General features: G+C 69.6%; 13 protein-coding genes. 8 read left to right on the top strand and 5 right to left on the bottom strand.

Annotated elements, in window-relative coordinates; translation table 11 throughout:
- Positions 1-58 precede the first annotated feature (58 nt).
- From folE to AC060K_RS16685, 8 genes are all read left to right on the top strand, one after another.
- Positions 59-646 carry a GTP cyclohydrolase I gene (gene folE, locus AC060K_RS16720; RefSeq protein ID WP_483766536.1) on the top strand — a complete coding sequence of 196 codons (588 nt, stop codon included), beginning with the start codon at positions 59-61 and terminating at the stop codon, positions 644-646.
- Positions 643-1,149 carry a 6-pyruvoyl trahydropterin synthase family protein gene (locus tag AC060K_RS16715; protein ID WP_483766535.1) on the top strand — a complete coding sequence of 169 codons (507 nt, stop codon included), beginning with the start codon at positions 643-645 and terminating at the stop codon, positions 1,147-1,149. The genes folE and AC060K_RS16715 overlap by 4 nt, the downstream gene beginning before the upstream one ends.
- Complete coding sequence (locus AC060K_RS16710) at positions 1,146-1,958, top strand: hypothetical protein (protein WP_483766534.1); 813 nt, start codon at positions 1,146-1,148, stop codon at positions 1,956-1,958. The genes AC060K_RS16715 and AC060K_RS16710 overlap by 4 nt, the downstream gene beginning before the upstream one ends.
- Positions 1,861-2,769 (top strand): DUF2797 domain-containing protein, encoded by a 909-nt coding sequence (locus AC060K_RS16705; RefSeq protein WP_483766533.1) that lies wholly within the window; start codon positions 1,861-1,863, stop codon positions 2,767-2,769. The genes AC060K_RS16710 and AC060K_RS16705 overlap by 98 nt, the downstream gene beginning before the upstream one ends.
- Positions 2,753-3,391 (top strand): AAA family ATPase, encoded by a 639-nt coding sequence (locus tag AC060K_RS16700; protein WP_483766532.1) that lies wholly within the window; start codon positions 2,753-2,755, stop codon positions 3,389-3,391. Before AC060K_RS16705 ends, AC060K_RS16700 begins: the two co-directional genes overlap by 17 nt.
- Positions 3,388-4,602 carry a glycosyltransferase family 4 protein gene (locus AC060K_RS16695; RefSeq protein ID WP_483766531.1) on the top strand — a complete coding sequence of 405 codons (1,215 nt, stop codon included), beginning with the start codon at positions 3,388-3,390 and terminating at the stop codon, positions 4,600-4,602. Before AC060K_RS16700 ends, AC060K_RS16695 begins: the two co-directional genes overlap by 4 nt.
- A 164-nt stretch (positions 4,603-4,766) precedes the next feature.
- Positions 4,767-5,486 carry a hypothetical protein gene (locus AC060K_RS16690; protein WP_483766530.1) on the top strand — a complete coding sequence of 240 codons (720 nt, stop codon included), beginning with the start codon at positions 4,767-4,769 and terminating at the stop codon, positions 5,484-5,486.
- Entirely contained in the window at positions 5,483-5,812 is a 330-nt protein-coding gene (locus tag AC060K_RS16685; protein ID WP_483766529.1) for a hypothetical protein, read from the top strand. The genes AC060K_RS16690 and AC060K_RS16685 overlap by 4 nt, the downstream gene beginning before the upstream one ends.
- A gap of 97 nt (positions 5,813-5,909) precedes the next feature.
- On the opposite strand, the gene mobF is transcribed toward AC060K_RS16685, so the two are convergent.
- The 5 genes from mobF to AC060K_RS16660 form a co-directional block, all read right to left on the bottom strand.
- Entirely contained in the window at positions 5,910-9,209 is a 3,300-nt protein-coding gene (gene mobF / locus AC060K_RS16680; protein ID WP_483766593.1) for a MobF family relaxase, read from the bottom strand.
- A gap of 313 nt (positions 9,210-9,522) precedes the next feature.
- On the bottom strand, positions 9,523-9,870 hold the full coding sequence (locus AC060K_RS16675) for a hypothetical protein (RefSeq protein ID WP_483766528.1): 348 nt from the start codon (positions 9,868-9,870) through the stop codon (positions 9,523-9,525).
- Between the two features lie 161 nt (positions 9,871-10,031).
- Complete coding sequence (locus AC060K_RS16670) at positions 10,032-17,504, bottom strand: RHS repeat-associated core domain-containing protein (protein ID WP_483766527.1); 7,473 nt, start codon at positions 17,502-17,504, stop codon at positions 10,032-10,034.
- Positions 17,501-21,169, bottom strand: coding sequence for a DNRLRE domain-containing protein (locus tag AC060K_RS16665; RefSeq protein WP_483766526.1), 3,669 nt, complete (start codon positions 21,167-21,169; stop codon positions 17,501-17,503). Before AC060K_RS16665 ends, AC060K_RS16670 begins: the two co-directional genes overlap by 4 nt.
- A 181-nt stretch (positions 21,170-21,350) precedes the next feature.
- A protein-coding gene (locus AC060K_RS16660; protein WP_483766592.1) for an IS3 family transposase occupies positions 21,351-22,522 on the bottom strand; the annotation gives its coding sequence in 2 pieces (ribosomal slippage) (positions 21,351-22,241 and positions 22,244-22,522; 1,170 coding nt in all).
- Between the last annotated feature and the right edge of the window lie 70 nt (positions 22,523-22,592).

The following is a 22,592-nucleotide window of genomic DNA, read 5'->3' as shown; positions in this document are numbered from 1 at the left end:
TCCCCTTGCGGCCCGCGCGCGAGACCCCCTTCCGACCCGACGACCACGGAGGACCGGCATGACCACCACCATCGAACCCGCCCCCACCACCACGGCCGATCTGGCCGCCGCCGAGACCCACGCCGGACGGATGCTCGCCGCGCTCGGTCTCGACCTGACGGTTCCCGGCCGGGCGGCGACGCCCGGCCGCATGGTGCGGGCGCTGCAGGAGATGACCACCCCTGCGTCGTTCACCGCGACGGACTTCGAGGTGACGGCCGAGCCGGGCCAGCTCGTCCTGGTGCGCGACATCCGCTTCGTGTCGGTCTGCGAGCACCACGTGCTGCCGTTCGTCGGCGTCGCGCACGTCGGGTACGTGCCCCGGTACCGGATCGTGGGGCTGAGCAAGGTCGCCCGCGTGGTCCAGCACTACGCCCGCGGTCTGCAGGTCCAGGAGCGGCTGACCCGGCAGGTCGCGGACTGGATGTCCGACCAGCTCGACGCGGCCGGGGTCGGCGTCCTGGTCTCGGCCGAGCACACCTGCATGACTCTGCGCGGGGTCGGGGCGGCCGGGTCGGTGACCAAGACGTCCGCCCTGCGCGGCCTGCTCCTGGACGACGTCGCCGCCCGCGCGGAGTTCATGGCCCTGGCGGCTGGTAGAGCATGAGGGCCGTCGCGACGTCGGCCGCCCGCCGGGTACGCGCCCAGGTGGGCGGGCCGGGCTGGGACTTCAACGCTGCCCACACCGGGCTGCACGACGGCGTCCTGGAGCCGCTCCACGGCCACACGTACCAGGTCACGCTCACAGTGTGGGGCGATCCGGACGACGCCGGGATGGTCGCCGACTTCGCGGTCCTCAAAGCAGCCCTGCGCGACACGATCGCGCCCCTCAAACGTCGGACGCTGGTCGCGACCGAGGCACCAGGCCTGCTCGTGATGGAGGAGGACGGCCTGCTCCACGTCAGCGGCGGCGGGGCCTGGTTCAGCCTTCCCCGCGCGTGGGTGACGCTGCTGCCGATGGTCTCCACGAGCACCGAGGAGCTCGCCGGGTACCTCGCCGACCAGCTCGGCGCCGTCCTGCACGAGTCCTGCCCGCGCGTGGAGCGGCTGGAGGTCACGGTCGTCGAGTCGGCCGAGTGCGCGGCCTCGGCGGAGGTGATGGTCCGATGATCGTGGACCCGCTACGGCTGTCCGCCGCCCTCGGCCTCGGCCTGGAAGCAGCCCTACGCGGCAGACCCGCCCCACAGATCGCAGGCGGTTCGGTGTGGGACGCGTGGTGGGTCGGGGTCCGGTCCTCGGGCATGGTCCGGCCCGTGCCCGACGGCGAGGCCGGCTGCCCCACCTGCGCCCCCGTGATGGCCGCCGCGCTGTCCCGACCGGTGCCCGAGCACCCGGGACTGGACCAGCCGTGCGGCTGCTTCGACACATGGGCGGCCGCGGTGCGCAGCCCCGCCCCGCAGCAGCGCCGCACCTGGGCCCTGCCGCAAAGGGTCACCATCGCGATCATCAAGCCCGGCGCCCCCTCAGCGACGATCAGGGCGCGGCTTCACCGGTACTTCCGGATCGTGCACGAGACCGAACGCACCTTCACCCCGGGCCTGGTCAGCCGCCTCTACCCCGACGCGTATGGGGCCGGGTTCGTCGCCGAGGTCACCGACTACCTCACCTCCGCACCGTCCCAGGTGCTCGTCCTGGTCGGGGGTGACGACGCCGTCGTGACCGGCCTGGAGGTCAAGCGCGTGGTGCGGGCCGAGCTCGCCGCTGACAGGATGCGGAACCACCTGCACCTGCCCGACACCCCCGCCGAAGCCCTGGCCGACATCCTGCTCCTGGCCGGCGGCAAGGTCCTGCACGACGTCTACAACCGCTGGGAGGCGCCCCATGACCGGCACGTCCGCACCCGCCTGGCGGCCTACCGGGCTCGTCTGGACCGGACCCCACCCGAAGGCGGCCCTGGAGTGGCTCTCCCCCACCGATGAGGTGCGCACCAGCGACCTGACCGTCGGGGCCCGGCTCGCGCTGCGGGTCGTCGGTGACCGCCGCTGCGTGGGCGTCTGGTCCGACGGACGCCGCATCCCCTGCGCGCTGGGCACCACGATCGACCCGGCCGCGCGCTCGGGACAGTGCGCCTCGTGCGCCGCGATGGCGCGCTCCCGGTCCATCGCGACCGACACACGGCTGGACGACCCCCGCGAGTTCCACGTCTACCTGGCCCACCACGGCCCCATCGTGAAGGTCGGGATCACCGCCGCCGAACGGGGACACACCCGCCTGCTGGAGCAGGGCGCCCTGTCGTCGCTGTTCCTGTCCCGCGGGTCCCTGGTGGCCGCACGCCGGTGCGAGGCGCTGCTCACCACCGCCCTCGGCCTGCCGCAGCAGGTCACCGCGGTCGCCAAGCGGGCGGCACGGCGGGCGCCCGGGACGCCGTCGGCCAGGGCCGCCGACCTGGTCGCCCTGGTCGAGCGGACCGGCGGGCTGACCTGGCCATCGGGGCAGGCCCGGCTGACGGCGACGCCGGTGGACCACTGCCCCGCCTACCCGCTGCCCGACGGCGGTCTCACGCCCACCCTCGCACTCGGCCCCCTCACCGCCGGAGCCGTGCTGGCCGGCGAGATCGTGTGCCGGATCGGACGGGACGTCTACCTGGCGACGCCCGAAGGTGTCGTCCTCGTCGACACCGGGCTGCTGCAGGGCTGGGCCCTGGCCCGCGCCGACGACGGTGCGATGTTCTCCGCCCCCGTGGACCGGGTCGAGCCCCCGAAGGAGGCCGAGCATGACGTCCTCTTCTGAAGTGCGCGCAGCCGCCAGCGTCGCGACGACGACCGGGCTGGTCGTCCTGGAGGGTATGCCTGGCGCGGGCAAGACGACCGTGCTCTCCGCCTTGGCCGACCGGGGGTACGCCGTGCTCGGGGAGTACACCTCCCCCACAACGGAAGTCCTGGACCTGCAGGCCTACCCCCACCACGACGAGGAGCAACCGCACCTGGCGAACTGGCTCCGCAAAGACACCCAGGCCCGCACCCTCGCACAGGCCGGAAACGTGGTCGCGGACCGCGACTGGCTCACCGCGCTCGGCTGGGCGGCCTCCGTCGGCGACCTGCCCGAACGGGCAGCGTGGGTGCACGGGCGGCTCGTCGCAGGCGACCTGACCCTGCCGTCGCGGTGGGTCGTCTTGGACTGCTCACCCGCGACCAGCCTCGCCCGGCGGGCGGGCCGGCTCGACGTCGCCCACCCCTGGGCACACCCCGAGCCCTTGGCACGGCTGCGCGCGTTCTACGCCGACCCGGTCGGCGTGGTGGGTGCGGTGGATCCCCTTCTGGCTGACCTCCTCGCCGGTGTTCCTGTGATCCGGGTAGACGCCGAGGAGAGCCGGGACGCCGTCGGGCACGCGATCCGCCAGGCGCTGACGTGAGGCGGGCTCTCGTGGTCGCGCTGCACGACGGCTTCTACTCCGCCGCGACCGGCGCCGGTCTGTCCAACCAGGCGCTCCTCGCCGCAGCAGCGGACCACCTGCCCGCCGACGCGACGCTCGTCGTGATGCCCGTGCGGCTGGACCCCACCAGCCCCCAGTACGACAAAGACGCGCACACACAGGCGCTGGCGATCCTCAAGCGGGTACCGCACGAGGTCCTGGACCTGGACAACGGCACGGGTGGGCGGACCCGGTTCGGTGACCTGACCGCGTTCCAGCACCTCAGCGCCCACGCGGCTCACGTCTTTCGGTCTGTGACCGAGCGGTACGACGGCGGGGCACTCCTCGCCATCGACCGACCCTTCGTCGGACTCGGACCGCAGCTCGCTCTCGCGCCGGGCTGGCGGGCCGTCTACCTGCCCCGGTCCACTGCCCTGCACCATGACGACCCCGAGCACGAGGCCTGGGAACGTGCAGGACTGCGCGGCTGGCTCGCCGCCGGAGCCGACGTCGGCGCGATCAGCACCCACATGCGCGACGTACTCACCAGGGCCGGAGTCCCTGCGGAATGCGTTCTCGACGTTCCCGACGGGCTCACCGGCGAACCCGTCCCGCTCAGCGCGGCGCCCGACCTACCCGCCGAAGCGGCAGGCGGCTTCCTCCTCGCGTTCGGCCGCGCCGAACCCTACAAGGGCTTCGACGACCTCCTCGACGCGATCGAGCTCCTGCTCGACGACGGCATCCCGGTCCCGCACCTGCTCCTCGCCGCCGTCACCGACGGCGAGCGAATGACGCCCTTTCAGGAGCACCTGGCCCGGCGCTGCGCCGGGATGCCCGTCACGCTCTGGACGCGCTTCGACCCCGGTATCCCCGGCCTGCTCCACCACCCAGCGCTACGCGCCGTCGTCGTCCCGTCCCGGATCGAACCGTTCGGCCGCATCCCGCTGGAAGCGTTCCTCGCAGGAGCAGGGCCCGTCGTCGCGACAGCGACCGGCGGGCTCATCGACACCGTGATCGACGGAGTCACGGGGTACCTCGCCAGGCCAGCGGACCCACGATCCGTCGCCGCCACGATCAAGAGCGCTCTGACCGCAGATGCCGCGACCGTGACCAGACTGCGCGAGACGGCCGGGCTCCTCGCGGCGGAACGCGACTACGTCCGTGTAGTGCGGGTGCTCATCGAGAGCGTCCTGCCGATACTCCCCTCATAACACCGGGGCGGCGTTGTCCCAGGTCAGACGGTTGACGATGCCTTTTAGCAAGTGATTTCGTCCACTAGCCAGAGCCGGTTTCTACCCACCGCAACGTCGCTGCCGATTCGGGCCATGCTGGCAGCACTGCAGGGCGACGGTCGCCCGCGTGGAAGGAGGCCATCGTGGCCGTTTCGATCGACATCCCTCCGATGACCTGGATCGACCTGGTGATGAGCGGCATGCACAAGCACTCTCGAACGCCTGTCGCTGTCATCGGTGGCCGGGGGGATACGAAGGATCGAGAGCGCTGGTCGGCAGTCGAAAAGTGGGTCCTGGATCCAGGACTCAAGGCTGTGGGCGAACGCCGTCCCTACATCGGCGTGGAGATCATCCCGGAAGACGGCGAGGCGTGGCTCGCACAGGTACTCGCCTGGCGGGAGTTGGTGATTGCTACTCACCAGCAAGGGATGGTCGTTGTTCCGGATCACGTCGTCCAGTCGTTCGACGACGACACCTGGCGTCGGCTGCGAACGGTCACATGTGCGACCTACAAGCACTTCGCCCCGATGAAGTTGTTGCGGCTCCCTAAGCCCGGAAGCAGTCGGCTCGAGGACAAGTCGAAGGGTCAAATGCGACCTATCGCAGCCGTGCTCCCCAGCAACGTCAAGTCCGGTATAGACAGGCTCATAGTGCTCGGACACAAGGAGCCTGCGAGGGAGGACCGCGACTTCCAAGCAGCACGGACGGCCGCGGCCAACCTGCTCGCTGAGGGCTGGCAGGATCGGGAGATCCTGAGGTATCTCACGATCTTTGGCTTCCGTAACGATCGGGGGATCGCTGGCAGCTGGGAGAGGAAGGAGCGCCATCGGGCGCTCTTCGCGGCCGCGGATTCTGCGCAATGACCGTCGACCTCAGCACGACACTCGGATGGCGGATTGGCGCGCATGCCCGGAGTGCCGCCGCCCGTCGCAACGTCACTGTCCGGGAGATCCTCGAGATCATCGCCGAGCCGGTGACGACCTATCCGTCCGACCACTTCGGTCCCGGCAGGTACGTCTTGCAGAGGGGCGAACTGGCCGTACCGGTACATCTCGCGGACAAGTACGTCATCACCGTCCTCTGGAACCGAGAGACCCCTTGGACGGACGCCGAGTTCGCGGCCCGGAGGTCGAACGGTGCTACGACCTCTGGACCAGAGGTATCGGCGGATCCACGGGCTGGCGGCTAATGGGCCCGGGTGCGTTGCACCCGGGCCCCGCCGACGGGCCGGAGGGGACCGTTCCGGTCTCCGCCGTTCCTCAGACGGAACCCGATACCCGTTCCTGTCAGATCCAGGGCGTCAGTTCCTCGACGGGATGGTTCGGGTTTTGCGACCAGTCTGCGCGCCCACCAACCACTCGATGTCCAGCACTCTCGAGTAGCCACGCCCGAGCCTCCAGCGCCGCCCGTTCGTCGTCCCCCATCGGACCCAGCGCCTCCGGCGTGAGCCCGCCGACCATGCGCGGTCGATGCCCGCGTGCCGGGCGCCGGGTCACCCGCGCAATCCGGTCGTGGAGCACCGCACACGGATCCTCCGCGTCGAGCAGCGACCGCGAGGCAGCGACCGCGACCACGAGCCGCTCCACGGCGTACCCGTAGGCCTCGGCGCGACGTAGTTCTGCGCACAGCGCGTCGAACGCCGTCGTCCCAAGCGCCGGCCCAAGGTCCGGTGCCAGGAGCCCGCCCGCTACCAGCGCCCGCGTCACCACCGCGCTCCACCGTGGCCCCTGAGTGATCTGGGCGATGTGCTCGTACTCGGCCACCAGCCGTGCCACAGAGCCCCACTGCTCCCGCTCGGCCCGCTGCGTCTGACGTGCGGACAGCTCGACCCCGGACCGCTCCAGCACCCGGTTGAGCACAGACAGGGTCGTCGCCTCACCAGGCACCGGCGGGACGTGCAGGTCGTCGGGCCGGTCGAGTCCCACATACGCCACGTTCGACGACCTCCCCCGCGTCATCGCGACGTACAGGTTCTCGCGCGTCGTGGAGGCAGTGACCAGGACGTGCGCGGTGTCGACGGTCATACCCTGTGCCCGGTGAGCCGTGACGGCGTACCCAAGGTCGACATGCTCAGCGACGTACCCCGCAGGCAACACCACAGAACCACCCCGGACGCCGACACGGCACACCTCCAGACTCCCGTCCCGACCTACCCCGACCACGGTCCACCGGTCGCCGTTGCGGACGAACCCACGCGCCGTCTGCAGCCGCCGGTCGTTCCGTCGGGTGATGACGACGTCCCCCACCGACGCGGCGAGCCCGTCGCCCAACGTCACCGACGCGCCGTCGAACGTGGCCCCGGACAGGATCCGGTCGGCCCGCGCCCGCTCGTTGAGCTCACGCACGACGTCGCCTGCCTCAGCGACCAGCAGCGTGCCCAGCCCGACGTCGATGTCGGCCTGCCACGCCGCGTATGCGGCATCGATCATCTCCTCGGTCGTACCGCCGCGGAGCCGATCGTGGGCGTCGTATGCGTCGAGCACCGAGGCGTCGCCGACCCGCAGCCGCAGGCTCGCCGCCCGTTCCCACTCCGCGTGGAACCGGTGCACCTCGGCCACTTCCGCGGCGGGCGCGCCCTGCTCTCGCAGGTGCTCCACGAGCATCGAGAAGGCCCCGCCGGCATCGACGGACTGGAGCTGGGCCGGGTCGCCGACGAGCAGCACCTTCGCCCCCGCCACGTCGGCCAGGGCGGTGATCAGGTCAAGCGCCGCGGTCCCAGCAAGGGTCGCCTCATCGACGATCACGAGCTGCCCGGCCCGGAATGCGGCACGCCCGTGATCGTGCTCCCAGAGCCACTTCGCAGTGTTCTCGCACGGGATCCCCAGGTCGTCGGCCAGCACCTTCGCCGCCACCGCGGACGGCGCCAGCCCGACCACCGACCCACGCCCGTGTCCCTCCTCCCACACGGCACGCAGCGCGCGCATCGTCGTGGTCTTCCCGGCCCCGGCCGGCCCCACGAAGAGGTCCAGTCGCCGCCCGGAGGTGGCGATCTGCCCGACTGCGGCGCGCTGCTCCCCCGAGAGCCGCGCCCCGCGGCGGCCCAGCACCGCGGCCACCGTCCGGTCCGCCGCGCGTGGGGCCGTCGAGTCGTCAGCCCGCGCAACGAGGCGGCCCTCTGCGGCCAGGACGTGCTCGGCGGTGAAGACAACGCTGTGCCGGGGTCGAAGACGGCTCGTCCCGTCCTCGCGGGTCATCGACGCAGGGCTCGGAGCGAGCTCCGGCGGAGTCAGCCGGACCGACGCCGCCTCCGCATCGGACACGACACGGGCAACCAGCGCCTCCCGGTCGGTCGCCGTCGCGAACCGCAGCCCCATGGTCTGCCGCTCGGCCTCCGCCCAAAGGTTCCAGTGCTTCCACGTCGCCCGCTTGCCCGAGACCGTGGCGACGACGTTCTGCGCGAGGCGTGCGACGACGTCGTCGGGCACCTCCTGGGCGGTGATAGTCCGTGCGGTGCCGGACGTGGAGACCTCCCGCGCCCACTGCGTCGCGTCGCGGCCAAGAAGTGCGGTAGCGCGCTCACGCCAGCCGGTGGTGAGGTCGTGCAGCGAGTGGACCTGCTTGTCGGGGCGGGTGGCGAGCGTCGCCTGCGCGCGCAGCTGGGCGACCGTGCGGGCCGTGGGGCGGCGGCCGTGTCGGGCGACGTGGTCGGCGATGAGGGCGTCGGTCGCGGTGTCGATCAGGCGTGAGCGAGAGGAGAACTCACCGATCAGGCTGTCCGGGACGGCAGCGATCTCCCACTGCGGATTGCGGTCCGCGCCGCGGGCGCGGTGCTCCCACGCCAGACCGAACGTGCCAGTGAGGCGGTCGCGCAGAGTCGCGTCGTAGTGCGCAGACAGGGCGACGACGGCGTTGTGCAACGCGCGGCTGTCGAGGGTGCGCCACTGCTTGTCCGCTCGGGTAAGGACCTTGTTCGAGACGACGACGTGCGTGTGGAGCTGGGGGTCGTTGCTGCGCGAGTCCCAGTGGTCGTAGGCCGTGCCGGCCACGCCCGCGACCTCGAGCTGCTCGATCCCGTCGTGGCCGCTACGGGTGGTCGCGACCTGACGCTCGAGCAGGTCGAGCGTCTCGCGCATCGCCGCATGGTGGGCCGCCACGATGAGCGACTGGGTGTGCGCATCGGCCAGACCCCACAGGACGCTGACCGACTTCGGGACGCTGAACGTGAGGTCGAAACCGGCGACGGCCTTCCGGTCTCCCTTGCGCGCCTCTTCCGACTGGATCCTCGTCTCCGCCTGGGCGCGTTTGTCAGGCGGGAGGTTCTGGTCGAGACGTGCATTCCGTGCCTCGACGCGCTCCGCGACCGTCGGGTAGATGCGGTAGTCGGCACCGAGCGGCTGGCCCGTGACGGGGTCGCGGCCGACGCCGATCAGCCGCTGGAGGTGCTCCGGCGTGACGGCGTCGCCCTCCGCGAGGGCACCCCTGGCGAGGTTCGCGACACCGCTGCCGATCCACCTCCCCGGCGGCGTGCCGGCCTCGGCGTAGTAGCGAGTCACCTCGTCGGGAGCCGACTGCTCGCCGTCGCCCTTGGCGACCGAGTTCAGGACGTACTTGTACCCGGAGCCCGCCGACACACTGCGGATCGACATGGTCACGGACGCCACCTCCCGATAGGGAGGTGTGGTTCCCGCACCAAGTTTGGCGCTGCCGAGGATTCCCGCCAGGGCCGGATCACGACGGGCGGCACTGGCTCAGTGCCTCCAACGAGGTGGCGTCCTCAGCGCTGAACGTCTGCGCAGACGGGCGCCTCGCACTTCGACGCCTGGGTCGGTCGCGCACCTACACCCGCGCACGCCGGGCAGGTTGGCTACGGAGTATGTCCGTATCGCGACCGTTCCTCGGGTCGGTGTTCAACCTCGAGTGCTGGCAACCAGCCAATCATATAAGACAGCACCATTCACCCTACAGGCTTTCGACCGTACCGTGATCGAGAAACTCTTGGCAAGCTTTCGCGAGGCGTCCCACAAACTCCTCGATCCCACCTTCCAATTCATACACTCCTTCACCACCAGAATGAACCCCGTCAACCACGGCCCCCGTCGGCATATAAACGACCGCGCGAGTACTCACATCTATTGCAAAGTAACCACCGCTGCCGTCACTCCCAAACGTCAACAGCTCACCAGGGCGTCCGCGAATCGTCCGCGGGAGTCCCGGCTGGCGATGCGCAATTTCGGTCGCTGCGAATACGAAGTATCCATTATATACATCAGGCAAGTCGATGGCGGCGAAATGCAGGTAAAGAGGCATCAACACCTCCGGAACATCAGGCATGCTCGACTGAGGCGTGGGCGGTAGAACGCAATCGTCGCCTGGGCCAAGTGGATACCCAAAGAGATCCTCGGACCGCTGAACTAGCACCTCCACGCTAGCCTTGATCGACTGTATCGAATCAGAGATCGTCTGCATTCCTACCACCAATGCGATGAGTACTTCTTGTCGATATATCCCGCAAACCACTCAATCGATGACCTGCTAGGCAGTCCGTTCGACGATCGCCGGAACTCCGCCCAAGCATTCGTTATCTCTTGGTGAGTGTTAACGTCAGACCGACTGCCCTTTACCCCTCGGATATTCGAGGGAGCATCGAAGTCGAAGTCGTCGAACTCCGGGTGATGACGGTACTCCTGTGGAATCGCGTGGTGCGCATCATAGTCCTTCGGGAGTCTGGACTGGCCCTGTTGCGCGAGGTGAGCATTGAATCGCCCTCGGAAGTTCGAACTTGCGATTGACGGCGCCTCGGGCGCCGGGTCTCGCGGTGCGGGACAGTTGTGCACCAGAACACTACGCGCATCGGGGTCTCCGACACCGGGGGCTGGGGGCCCACGGCTCGGTTCGGTCAGGACGTGGTAGGTGTGCCAGTCCTCGACCGTGAGGTTGTACGCGAGCCCGACATGGGCGGTGGCCGGGTCGATCGGGGTTGTGACGACCCCGTGGTCGCCGTCTGCGGTCAGGACGTGCTCGCCCTGCTGCAGGTGGTCGGCTCGTTCCCACTGCTGGTCGGTGACGGACCAGAACGGGTGGTCCTCGGTAGTGGTCAGTGGTCGGCCGTCGATGTGGATCTCGAGCAGGACGTCGTCGTGGACCCACACGGCCTTAACGGGCTTGCCGCCTACGGCTGGGTCGGTCGTGGCCGTGTCGGAGGCCGCGGGGCTGTCCTTCGCCTGTGTCGGCCGGGCCTTCTTCCCGTGCGGGTCGTGCTCGTCACGTGCCGCAACCCGATCACCTGGGGCGATCTGGTCGATGCGCTTCGTCGATCCATCAGCTAGCAGTACCAGTGTGTGACCGGCGAAGCTCTTCTTGCACGACGGAGGCGCACCGTCTGCCTCAGGTCGTGCCTGCGACTGTGGCTTGGCGGCCGGTTTGGTCGACGCCGAGAGTTTCGGCTTTGCTGCGGGGCGGGGACGGATCCTGGAGGTCAGTGCGGTTCCGACCTTGCCGAGTAGCTTTCCGGCCGGGCCAAGGAGGCCTCCTGCGGCACCGCCGAGTGCGGCTGTGCCGACCGATCTCCACGTGGGCTTCTTGCCAGAGACCGCGGAGGCCACCAGGGACTCGGCCGCGCCCGCCACTGCCCCGACGAGCGCATAACCGACCACCGCACAGGCCACGCCGCCCACACCTGCGGTGACGAACCCGAGGGCACCGCAGGCACCGGTGACTGCTGCTCCCAGGACCGCGCCGACCACCGCGCCGGCGACGAAGCCGGCGATGGCGCCCTTGTTCTGCGAGACCCACTTCTTCGTGCTGTTCCACGCCTTGGACCACCAGGCCAGACCAGTCGGATCGGCCCACGTGACCGGGTTGTTGCCCGAGTACAGGTAGGCGTTCAGCTGGGCGACGTTCGTCGGGTCCAGCTGCGGGTCGGGTGAGAGGAACCGGCCCAGCACCTCGTCGTAATACCTCGCCCCCAGAAGCGTCAGCCCGGTCGCGGTATCGCGCGTCTTACCCAGGAACTGCTTGTCCCCGGGTGTGAGCTGCTGCGCTTCGGTCCCGTCGGCGCCGCGGGCGGCGCCGAACGGGTCGGTGTGCAGCTTGACGACGCTGGTCGCTGTCCAGGTCGTGTTGGGCACGGCTGCCACGGGGGTGCCGTGCGGGTCGCAGACAAGGGAGGTGACGCCGCCCAGCCCGGGCTTGTCACGCACTGCGACCAGGACCCCGACGAACGAGTAGTAGCGGGTGGCGCTGACGGTGGTCCCGGAGGCGGAGACGTGGACCTCCTGCCCGCCCGGCAGGTACACGGTGGTGCCGGACGAGTCGGTCCGGGTCAGTCGTTCACCGGCGGCGTCGTACGTCATCGCCGTCTCACCCTCGTCGAGGGTTCCCTCGCCGGTCTCACCCTCACCGGTGGTGTTGACGTCGGTCAGCTCTCCCTCGCCGTCCCAGCCGAGGGAGACCTCGGAGGTGACCTGGTCGGGCCCGGTGAAGGTCCGGGCGACCTGTTGTCCGCCCGGGTTGTAGGCATAGGTACGGGTGGCGGTCGTCGCGGCTGCCTGCGATCCGGACCCGTCCGGGTCCGTCGACGTGACCGCCGAGACGACAGCGTGTGGCCCGGCGGCCGAGGCCGTGGCCAGCCCGCCGCCCATCGTGTACGTGGTGGTCGCCACCGCACCGTCGGTGGTCCGCTGGACCAGCTGGGTCCGGTTGTCCGAGCTGTCGTAGCTGTACTGGTTCCAGTAGGGCGCGGCGCCGCCGACCTGGGCGATCGACGTCGGTGCGGTGGCGCAGGTCGCGGCGTCCGGGTCGTTGTACCGGGTCCAGGCCTGGGTGAGCCGCTGCTTGGAGTCGTAGGCGAAGCACTGCGTGTCCCACTTCGCCGGTGATGCCAGAGCGCTCGTGGTTGGCTTGTCGGAGATCGAGGTGACGTTGCCGGCCCTGTCGTACCGGTAGGTGAGGTCCAGGTCCCGGCCGTTGACCCGCTCACGGTCCAGACCAATGCCGGTGACCCGGCCGGTCGCCTGGTCGTAGGAGTACGACACGACGGCACCGAACGTGGTCCCGAGGTCCAGGGCACGGGTCTTGCCGTCGTACTCGTACCTCGCCGAGGCGACGTACGTGCCCCAGCCGAAACCGCCCGACATGGTCCGGGGCAGGCCCGCCTTGTCGTACCGAGTGGTGATGGTCTCCGAACCCAGGACCGTGGAGGTGCCCGTCCCGCTGGTGATCTGCGGCAGCGTGACGGAGGAGACCTGCCCGTCGGACGTGTAGGTCTGCGTGGTCGTGAACGACCGCCCCTCCAACGCCCCGAGCTCTTCGGCACCGGTCGGCAGGGCGAGCGTCGTACCCAGGGGGCGGTATCCGTCGTCGTACCCCGTGATGGTGGTCCGGTACTCGATACCGGTCGGCGTGCCGTCGGGCACGAAGCGGCTCGAGGTGGCAGGCAGCCCGACGAACGTCCCGCCGGTGCGCGTCGGGTCGGTGACCGTGTCGTACGTCGTGCGGGTGCGGACGAACCCGGTCCCGTCCTTGGTCGCGACAGGACGCCCGGCGCCGTCGTACTCCGTCACCTGGGTGTGCGCGGCGATCTTGCCCACGTTTTGCTCGTTAGCCGGCTTGGCGAGCTCGGCGTTCGCGACACCGTCGAGCGTGCGGATGGTCTGGCCGACCTCGTTGTAGTACGTGGTCGTCACTCCGGCGTCCGGGTCCTGTGCCCGGACCTGCCGTCCGCCGAAGTCGTAGGCGTATGTCCAGCGGTGTCCGTCCGTGTCCTCGATCTGGGACAGGCCGCCGGAGGGTGTGTAGGAGTACGTGGTCTCCTGCGAGTTGATCGCCTTGACAGCCGCGACGAGCGGGTCGACGTCGTCCCGGGAGTCGATGGCCGGATCGGTCGCCGTGTCGGTCGCGCTGCGCAGGTAGCGGCGCAGCGACACGGTCTGGCCGGTCGCGTCCTTCGTCGTCGCGTACGGCGGCGTCCCTGTCGGCGGGATCACCAGCGAGGTCAGGCCGTCGTGCTTGAACACGGTCTGGGAGACGAGGTGGGCGGGGTTGGCCTCCGACCCGTTCCACAACGACTCGGCGTAGGGCCGTCCGGCACCGTCGTAGAGGGTGGTGGTCAGCGATTTCGGGATCTCGGGCAGGATGGGGCCGGATCCGGCCTCACCGGCCGCCCACCACTCCCCGTACGTCTTCCAGGCGCGCCCGGCGGAGTCGTAGAAGACGTGCGTGACGACCCGGCCGCGCTGGGATGCGACCTTGTCGCCGCGCACTCCCGCGTCGGCGGACGTCGCCTGGGTCTGGAACAGGCGCAGCAGACCGTCGTAGAGCTCGGCCGAGACGACCTGGCCGGTCCCGTCGGTGTCCAGGGTCTTCGTGATGACCTGGTTGAGCCCGTTGCCGACGTTGACGTACATGTACTCGGCCGTCGGGTGCGGGGCGTTCTTGTGCTGCGGCATCCGGACCGTCCTGAGGCGCCCGAGCGCGTCGTACGTACCGGTGGTCGTCCGTCCGTTCTGGTCCGCCTCGGACAGCATCGAACCCGTGAGCGGGTTCAGCGTGGCGGTGGTCGACGACGGCTTGCCGCTGCCAGCACCGTCAGGGTCCGGGCCTGTGGTGACCGTCTGCACGAGCTGCCCGTCGCTGTTCTCGGTGTGGCTCGTCGTGGTCGTCCGACCCAGGGCGTCGGTCATCGACGCGGTCCGCCCGCGGGGGTCGTAGGTCACTGTCGCGGCCAGGATCCGGCCGGTCCCCGTGTCGGGGTTCAGCTTCTCGGTCCTGGTCGGGCGGCCGGCGCCGTCGACCGTGGTGGCGGTGTCCTCCAGCACCTTTGCGGGGTCGGACGTGCTCGGCATCTCACCGACGGTCGTGTCCGTCCCGGGCCCGCAGGCGATCGTCACCGTGCGGGTCGAGGTGACACCGCCCATGATGTTGCGATCCGTCAGGGCCGCCCGCCGGTCGTACCCGATGGAGGTGCACTGGTCGTCCGCGGGCGTCGCCAGGTCACCCATGGTGTGGACGCGCTCGGTGCTGCCGTACTGGTTGGGCCACACGCGCGTCCCGGTGCCCGCTCGATACCCCCCGTCGGCCCCGTAGGTGTACTGGTAGGTGTCGGTCCGCAGGATGCGCGTCGCGTTCCACGCCCCACCGCCGGGCAGAGGGTCGCCGGTCGCGGTGGTCAGGACCGGTCCCGGGACCTCGACCGTCTCGGACACCTTGGTCACGCCGTCGTACACGATGGAGGACAGGGTCCTGCCCCGGTACTCGTCGCGGTCGGTCACTGGCGAGGTGTGCCCCTCGGGCCCCACGGTGATCAGCTGGCCCGACCCGCGCAGGAACGTCTCGGTGACCTTCTGCGCGTCGGGCCCCGTACCGGTGGTGGTGGTGACGGTCTTGAAGCCGCGCAGGTCGCTGTAGGTGACGTCCTCCGGGTCGATCATCGGCCCCGACGGCTTGGCCCAGTGCACCCCACCGGAGTAGTCGTACGTCGTGACCTGGTTCAACGACCCGGTCACCAGTGTCTCGTCACCGGCCAGCGGTGCACCGATCGCCGCAACCTCGGTCACCGCGTAGGTGTAGAACCACTCGAAGACCTCGTTGCCGCCCTCGATCCACCGCACCGGGAAGCACGACGTGGTGTTCGCCTTCTGCACCTCCTGGTTCGACGGGTCCCCTGGGAGGCTTGTCGGCGAACAGGCGCCGGGCGTGTCGTAGGTGATGCTCACGTCCGCGCCGGTATCGGTGTGGACCTTCCCGACCCGGAAGCGGTTGACCTCCGGCCGGCCGAACTGACCGTGGACCACCCGGCTGTTCGCGGTCGCCGGCTCGAACCACACCGCCGGGACAGGCACGTCCTTCCCGGCCCCGTGCGCGGCGCCGTGGCCCGTGCGGCTGATCTTCCGCAGCCACAGGACGTAGCCGTTGTCGACGCCGTCCTCGTCCGGGCTGCGCAGGTCCTGCGCCAGGGTCCAGGTGGACACCGGCACCCAGGTAGCGCCGGACCGGGCCTCGGTCTTGATCGACGTCAGCCGGACCGTGGTGAAGAACGTCGGCGTCTCGTTCGCGCACGACCCCGACCCGCACACCTGGTCCATCGGGGTGTCGAACCAGTCCGCCGTCCCCGTGCAGGCGTTCGGCCCGGTCGCCATGCAGCGGTCGCTCTTGTCGAACGCGACCCGGTAGGGGGCCGGCCCGGAACCGACAACGCCGTACTCGACGTACAGCGGATAACCACCCCGGGTGTACTTGCGGATGCCGTCCGTGGCGCCGAACGCCGCGTAGTAGTTCTCCTCCTCGAAGTACGCGTAGCGCATCGTGTTGCCCGAGACGTCCTCGACCTGCTCGAGCATCCACCGCCACGCCTGATCGGTGTCCGAGTCCTTGAACTGCGCGTAGTAGCCCGGCTCACCCGGATGGTTGCCGTACACCGGCACCGTCCACGCACCCTGCAACGACCTGCCGAAGGTGTACCTCGTGCCGTCCGTCGTGGTCACGACCCAGTACTCGTTGCCCACGACCCCGTTGGCCGTGTCCGTCCGCCGCTCGACCCGCGTCCCGTCGTGGTCCTTGGACACCCACGTGCCGTCCGACTTCTTGACCATGACCATCGACCTGCCCGCGAACACGATCTGCAGGTTGTCCCGGCCCCAGCACAGGTCACCCGAGATCAGGTCGGCGTTGTTCGGGGTGCCCGTCGGCCCCTGCTTGGTGTCCTGCGCGCAGGGGACGTAGGAACGTTCCACGAAACCGGTCGGCAGGTCCCACCCGTCACCGACCCAGGACGACTGCGGGTTGGAGCCGGGGGTCCGGGAGTCCACCCCGGCCGAGGAGTACGACAGCGCGAGCTGCGGCACCGGACCGGCAGGCGCAGGCGGAACCTCGATCGGGTACGACCACGAGAACCCGCCCGTCGGCCCGCCCGCCGTCCACGTCCCCGACGGGGACAGGGGCGACGCACCCCACGAACCCGACGGGCTGGACGACCCCGCCATGAGCTCGTACGAACCAGCAGACGCGAACGACGCCGAGGCCAAGGACGACTCGTTCACGCCTGCTGCCCGCGACGCCGACAGCTCACCCGAACCACTGCCGTCGGTTCCCTGGACCGCCAGCGTCCCGGTGACGGTCTGCGTGGCGGTGTCGTTGACCGAGTCGCTGACCGGGACCGGCCGGCAGCCCGGCTCCTGAGGAGTGGTCCGGGAGCAGTCAGGGATCCAGACCAGGCGGAGCCGTTCGCCCCAGCTGCCGCCGAACGCGCCCGCGAACTGCGAGTAGTCGACCGCGACGCGGACCTTCGCGCCCGCACCCAGATCCGCAACGGACGCCTGCGCCTCTGGCAGCGCTGGGTCGGACAGTGACGAGCCTAGCGATGATGCCTTGGTGTCAGGTGCCGTGACCGTCCCCGTGCCGGGTGTGGTCACCGACAGCCTCAGGCCGGTCGCTGTCGGCTCGGTCGTCACGACGACCTGCGCAGGCGTCGCCTCACCAGGCACTGCCTCCACGCGCACCGGGCCGTCCGGCGCCGGGCCCGACTCCACCGCGTCAGAGCTCTCGGTCTCGACCTCTGTCGAGGACATCGTCCGCAGCAGAGGTGAGCCCAGCGTGACCGTCTGCGTCGTGGCCTGGGGAAGCTGCGCGGCAGTGGGTTCGGTCTGGACCGCGGCGGGCTCGGTCGGCGTCGGCGCGGACATCGGCGTGGCCGGCGACGCCTCACCGATCTTCAGCAGGGCCTCGACCTCTTCGAGGTTCGTCTTGCGTGCCTCGGCAGTGTCGATGGTGGCCGTCGCCGTGCGGATGATCTGCGCCGTCATCGGCCCTGCCGCCGCCGGGTCCACGCCGAGCAGGACCGCCGTGACAGCGGCCACCAGCACCGTCGCACCTCGTGCCCATCGTGCTACGGGAGGCCGGAGCCAGCCCCCGACGCTGCTGACCTGCTGGTCCCCGACCCGGTTCACTGACCAACCTCCTCGTCCAGGACCGTCGGGTCCACAGCGCCGGTCTCCCCGGCAGGGAACTGCGCTTCTTCGGCACCCGTGCACATCCGGGCGATCTTCGCTGGGTCAAGGACCTGACCGTCGAACACCCGCACGGCATCGACAGAGCCCTTCCAGAAGTCCGCGACCGCACCGTTGATCTGGCCGCGGCCTACCACCAGCCGTCCGGTCGCCGTGGACACCTGCGGGGTGGCGAAGCCGGTCAGCGAGGTCGGGGTCACATCGCCCGGAAGCCGAGCCTGTGGTGTGCCGATCTCGCACACCGAGATCCGCAAGGTGTCGGCGTCGACGTCGTGCTCACCGACCAGCAGGACCCACTGATCCGGGTTGACCGCCACGGTGGACCTGGCGTACTTGGTCGAGTCCGCCGCTGGATTCTCGTTCACGCCGAACGCCCAGCACCCACCGCTCACCGTCGGGCAATCGGTGGTGACATAGCCCAGCCGAAACCCGTTGAACCTCAGGTCCTCCTGCGCCACGGCGGTCCTTGCCTCGCCGAGACCGTCGGCGTCCAGCTTCACGAACGCCGCCACCGAGAACCCGTCCTGCGAGCCCGGCGACTCGGCAACGTCGCGTGTGTCCACGACCGGCTCGTCGGCGATCGCAAAGTCGTCCACGCCGTCCAGCAGCAACGCCCGGTCGTCCGGCCGGACACCGAACAGCGAGTGCGGGCCCTCGCCGCGCAAGGCACCACCCTGCAGGACCAGCTCGCGCCCCTCGCCGACCTCGTCACCGGCCGGCCCCGCCAGTTCGTCGAACGACCACACCGCCGAGGCGACCGGCGCAGCCACGTCGAACTCGTAAGCCGCCGCCTGCCAGTTCCCCGCGGTGTCCACCGCCCGGACATGCAGCGTGTGAGGCCCCGCACTCGGCGGCGTCCAGTCGATGACCCCCTTGCCTGCCTTGTCGACGTAGGTGGCCTGCTCGTACGTCGTCGTGTCGAACGAGTACTCGAAACGGATGACGTCCGCCTCGCCCGTGCTCAGCTCGAACCTGCCCGGAACCCCGACGCCCCCACGCTCGACGTTCTTCTCGTACAAGACATTGACCGGCTTGACTCCCTGCGACGCGGGGAACGACGGTGCTGGCACGAACTTGACCCATACCGGGGTGCTGCCGTTCCAGATCACCAGGTTGCCGTCGTCGTGCAGCGACAGGTGGGTCACGGCTTGGCCGTACGTCCCGGAGTGCCACAACGCCTCGTTGGTCGGCGTGTATACGACCAGGTTGCCGTCTTCTTGCAAAACCATCCTGTTCGCGGGCGTCACTCGCGAGAACACGTCCCAGTACGCGCCCGAAGGGCCCCAAAGTCCCACGTTGCCGTCGTTCTGCATCGACAGCCAGAACCGGCCATCCTTCGAGCGCAGGTGCCGTCCGGCCCAGAGCGTCTCACCCTTGAGCAGCTGGTGGGCTCCATAGGCCGTCGTCGTGGTCGGTGCGATCCCGGGGGCGGCAGGCTTGGTCGCATCTACCGTGAAACGGCAGGCCGACATCGGCCCGTAGGCACCGGAGTCCACGTCCTGGCCGCCGGTCCGATACTCGTAGTGGCGACCGGCGAACAGCTTGTTCGGAGGTACCCGGACTGTGAACGTCGTGTCGTCGCCCTGAACCGGCCGGGCTTCCATGTCCCAGGCGAACCCGGGTACGGGGTTACCGTTCGCGTCGATCTCGACGATGTCGAGGTTGCCGATCACCGTGTCGTCGAACCTGTCCGGGTCCGACACCTTCCAGGCGATCGTCGGCTGCGTCGCCGAGATCGCCGGATAGGACCCCGACGTCACGCACGACGTCACGGACGGGTCGATCATCCGGTACTCCGACGGGCCGTTCGGGGAGCGGTCGGCGACGTTCGTCCAGATGTACGGCCTGCCGGAGGAGGCGTTCTCGCTGTTGAACCTCTTCCACCCCGCCGAGTCCGACTCGTTGACAGCCTTGATCCCCCACGACATGGACCAGGCATTGTTCGATGCCCACTGGAGCGGGGTTGTCAACGAGATGCCGACCCACCCGTCATTGCACGACGACGAGTGCCCTCGCGTGTCGGTAGACGAATGCTGGATCGAGTGCCATGCCGGCTGGGAGCTCCACCGTGTCCCGGCGTTCGAGTGCCCGGTGTGGCCGATCTCCCAAGCCGCCGCGGCGCACTGGTACGAGTGCCACTCCCACAACGCCAGGTGGGCGTCGAGAACCTGGTTCCCGACGATACGAGAGGTGTCTATCGGCCCGATATACGAGCGGGCCTTGACGGCGCCCGAGTTGTACGTGCCCAACCGCAGCTCCGCGTCCTGGGACTTGTCCACGGTCGAGTCGGTCTGCACCCAGGTGTCGAACATGCCTTCCCACTTGAATCCCGGGTCGATGACCAGCGGCAGGGTGTTCGAAGGGTCCGACAGGAACGCCATGTCCGGCCGGAGCACCATCTGCACTCGCGACAGCCCATCACCAGCGCTGGAGGCACCTTGCTCAAGCGTTGCGAGCGACAACTCGTGCGCCCCGCTGCCCGTCCCCAGCTGCCGTGATGCGCTCACCAGCTGTACCGGCCCACCGTCCGGAGTGCTCACCGCGGGTGCAAGGTCGAATCCCACAGGTGCGGTCGCGTCCGACTCCGGCAGGACCGAAGCGGCCGCAGCCGCCTGGAGCGCGACGACGTCGTCCGTGTCAGCTGCGATCTGGACTCCCAGAGTGCTCGGCCCAACCTTGGCCAGCCCCGCGTCGGCACTCTTCGCGACGGCCTCCGCAGGGCTCGTGACCTGCTCCACCTCGAGAGCCGACCACCCTGCCGTCCGATTCGCGTCGGACTGATCGCCAACGGCCTCCGTCCGGACGCTCTCCTGGGACTGCAACGCAGCCTCCTCGATCCGTGCGGCCGCAGCGTCGGACACACCGCCCCATTCGGGGATCGCGGGCGTGCGACGGGAGGACTCGAGCATCTCCTGCCACGGCTGCGTCACCGGATGCGGGCGGTCCCCGTCGGCGACCGCGTCCCACATCAGCGGCGCCGACATCGACGCGGCCACCTGACCGTCGACGCTGAGCAGCTCCAAGCCACCGGCGCCGTCCGAGCGCACACCGCCCTCGGAACCGACCTGCACCGGCAGCTCAACATCCGCCGCCGGCCGCTCACGCATGACGAAGTACACCTCGACGCCGCCGACACCGACCTCAAGGACAAGGTCCGTCCCCGCGCCAGCAGCATCGGGATAGATCGCCCGCGGCCCGTCGAGCACCGGCACGGGCAAGGAACCAGCCCACCCCAGGGACTGTCTGGTCCCGTCCGGCGCTGTCACCTCGACCACGTCCTGGGCGACGGACTCGCCGCCGGCAGACACCACCACATCGCCCGGCACTGCACGGGGACGCACGACCCCGTCGACCTGAACGAGCGTCGCGTCAACCGGAACCCAGCCGTCGACATCCTCAGGAGTGCCGGGTAGCGCATCCTGCGCGCGGACCCACTGCACGCCACTCGAGTCACCGAACGCCACCGTGCCGTCAGGCAGGTGGAACTCGCTCGACCGCTCCGTGCGATCGGCCATCGACTCAACAGGCTCGCCCGTGGAACGAGCCAGCCCCTTGGCAGCTACCGCATCGGCCGCGAAGAGATAGCCGTCGACAGTCCGCGCCATCCCAGAGGTGTCCAGCAACCCTGGTCCAGCCTCCGAGACCTCCGCCGACAGGTCCTGGACAGCGCTCCCCGGCAGGGCAGCCAGACACACCACCAACGCCGCAGCAACACCAGAACGCCCCGCCCGCGTCACGGGCACAGCAGAACCTCGGGACTGCTGCACGGATAGGTGACAGGGTTTCTCAGGCGGCGAGTGCGACCTGAGTGGTCATGATTGCTTCGTACTCGATCGGGGTCAATCGCCCCAGGCGGGTCTGGCGTCGGCGGCGGTGGTAGGTCCGTTCGATCCAGGTGATGATCGCGATCCGCAGGTCTTCCCGGGTGGCCCATCGTTTGCGGTCCAGGACGTTCTTCTGCAGCAGCGCGAAGAAGGACTCCATCGCGGCGTTGTCCCCGGCGGAGGCGACCTGGCCCATCGATCCGACCAGTTCATAGCGGCGTAGCGCGGCCAGGAATTTCCGGGACCGGAATTGCGATCCGCGGTCGGTGTGGACCACGCAGCCGGCCACGTCCGGACCCTCGATCCGACGCCTGGCGACCGCGGAGCTCAGGGCGTCCACGGCCAGTGAGGACTTCATGCGGTCGCTGATGGAGTAGCCCACGATCCGGTTGGAGTAGACGTCCTTGATCGCGCAGAGGTAGAGCTTGCCCTCGCTCGTGGCGTGCTCGGTGATGTCCGAGAGCCACAAGGCGTTAGGCCTGAGGGCGGTGAAGTCCCGGTTGACGAGATCGTCGTGCGCCGGTGGGCCGGGTCGCTTGCCGTTCTTGCCACGTTTCTTGCCGAACACGCTCCACCACCCGTTGGTGGTGCAGATCCGCCACGCGGTCCGGTCCGCCATCTGGTGGCCGGCCTGGCGTGCTTCGTCGACCAGCAGACGGTGACCGAACTCCGGGTCGTCGCGGTGGGCGTCGAACAACGCGTTCGCGCGATACGCCCCCGCGACCTCGGACTGCGTCACGGGGTTGCGTAGCCACCGGTAGTAGGGCTGTCTGGCGAGCTTGAGGACCCGGCACGTCACCGTCACGGGGATCCCCGCGGCGGCGAGCTCTGTCACGAGCGGGTAGAGCCTTTTCCCGGCAGCTGCGCCTGGGAGAGGTAGGCGGCGGCGCGGCGCAGGACCTCGTTCTCCTGCTCCAGCAGCCGGTTACGTCGCCGCAGCTCACGCAGCTCGGCCGACTCGCTCGAGGTCACGCCGGGCTTGGTGCCTTCTTCGACGTCGGCGGCATGCAACCAGTTGCGCAGGCAGGACTCGCTGATCCCGAAGTCCTTCGCGATCTGCCGGACCGGAGCCTCGCCACGCCGGGCGACGGCCACGACGTCCTCGCGGAACTCTTTGGGGTGGGGTCTGGGCACGGTGAACATCCTTCCAGCAGTGCCTGTCGGCACCACAAGTCAGTTGTCACCTATCCGTGCAGCAGTCCCC

The organism is Antribacter sp. NEAU-D49, from assembly GCF_057158775.1.
This window is presented reverse-complemented; position numbering and strand designations above follow the sequence as displayed.

Coding starts and splice junctions, on each gene's coding strand:
- AC060K_RS16705 (WP_483766533.1), top strand. CDS start 1,861: ATGACCGGCACGTCCGCACCCGCCTGGCGGCCTACCGGGCTCGTCTGG.
- mobF (WP_483766593.1), bottom strand. CDS start 9,209: ATGTCGATCCGCAGTGTGTCGGCGGGCTCCGGGTACAAGTACGTCCTG.
- AC060K_RS16685 (WP_483766529.1), top strand. CDS start 5,483: ATGACCGTCGACCTCAGCACGACACTCGGATGGCGGATTGGCGCGCAT.
- AC060K_RS16715 (WP_483766535.1), top strand. CDS start 643: ATGAGGGCCGTCGCGACGTCGGCCGCCCGCCGGGTACGCGCCCAGGTG.
- AC060K_RS16675 (WP_483766528.1), bottom strand. CDS start 9,870: ATGCCTCTTTACCTGCATTTCGCCGCCATCGACTTGCCTGATGTATAT.
- AC060K_RS16710 (WP_483766534.1), top strand. CDS start 1,146: ATGATCGTGGACCCGCTACGGCTGTCCGCCGCCCTCGGCCTCGGCCTG.
- folE (WP_483766536.1), top strand. CDS start 59: ATGACCACCACCATCGAACCCGCCCCCACCACCACGGCCGATCTGGCC.
- AC060K_RS16665 (WP_483766526.1), bottom strand. CDS start 21,169: ATGGCGCGGACTGTCGACGGCTATCTCTTCGCGGCCGATGCGGTAGCT.
- AC060K_RS16700 (WP_483766532.1), top strand. CDS start 2,753: ATGACGTCCTCTTCTGAAGTGCGCGCAGCCGCCAGCGTCGCGACGACG.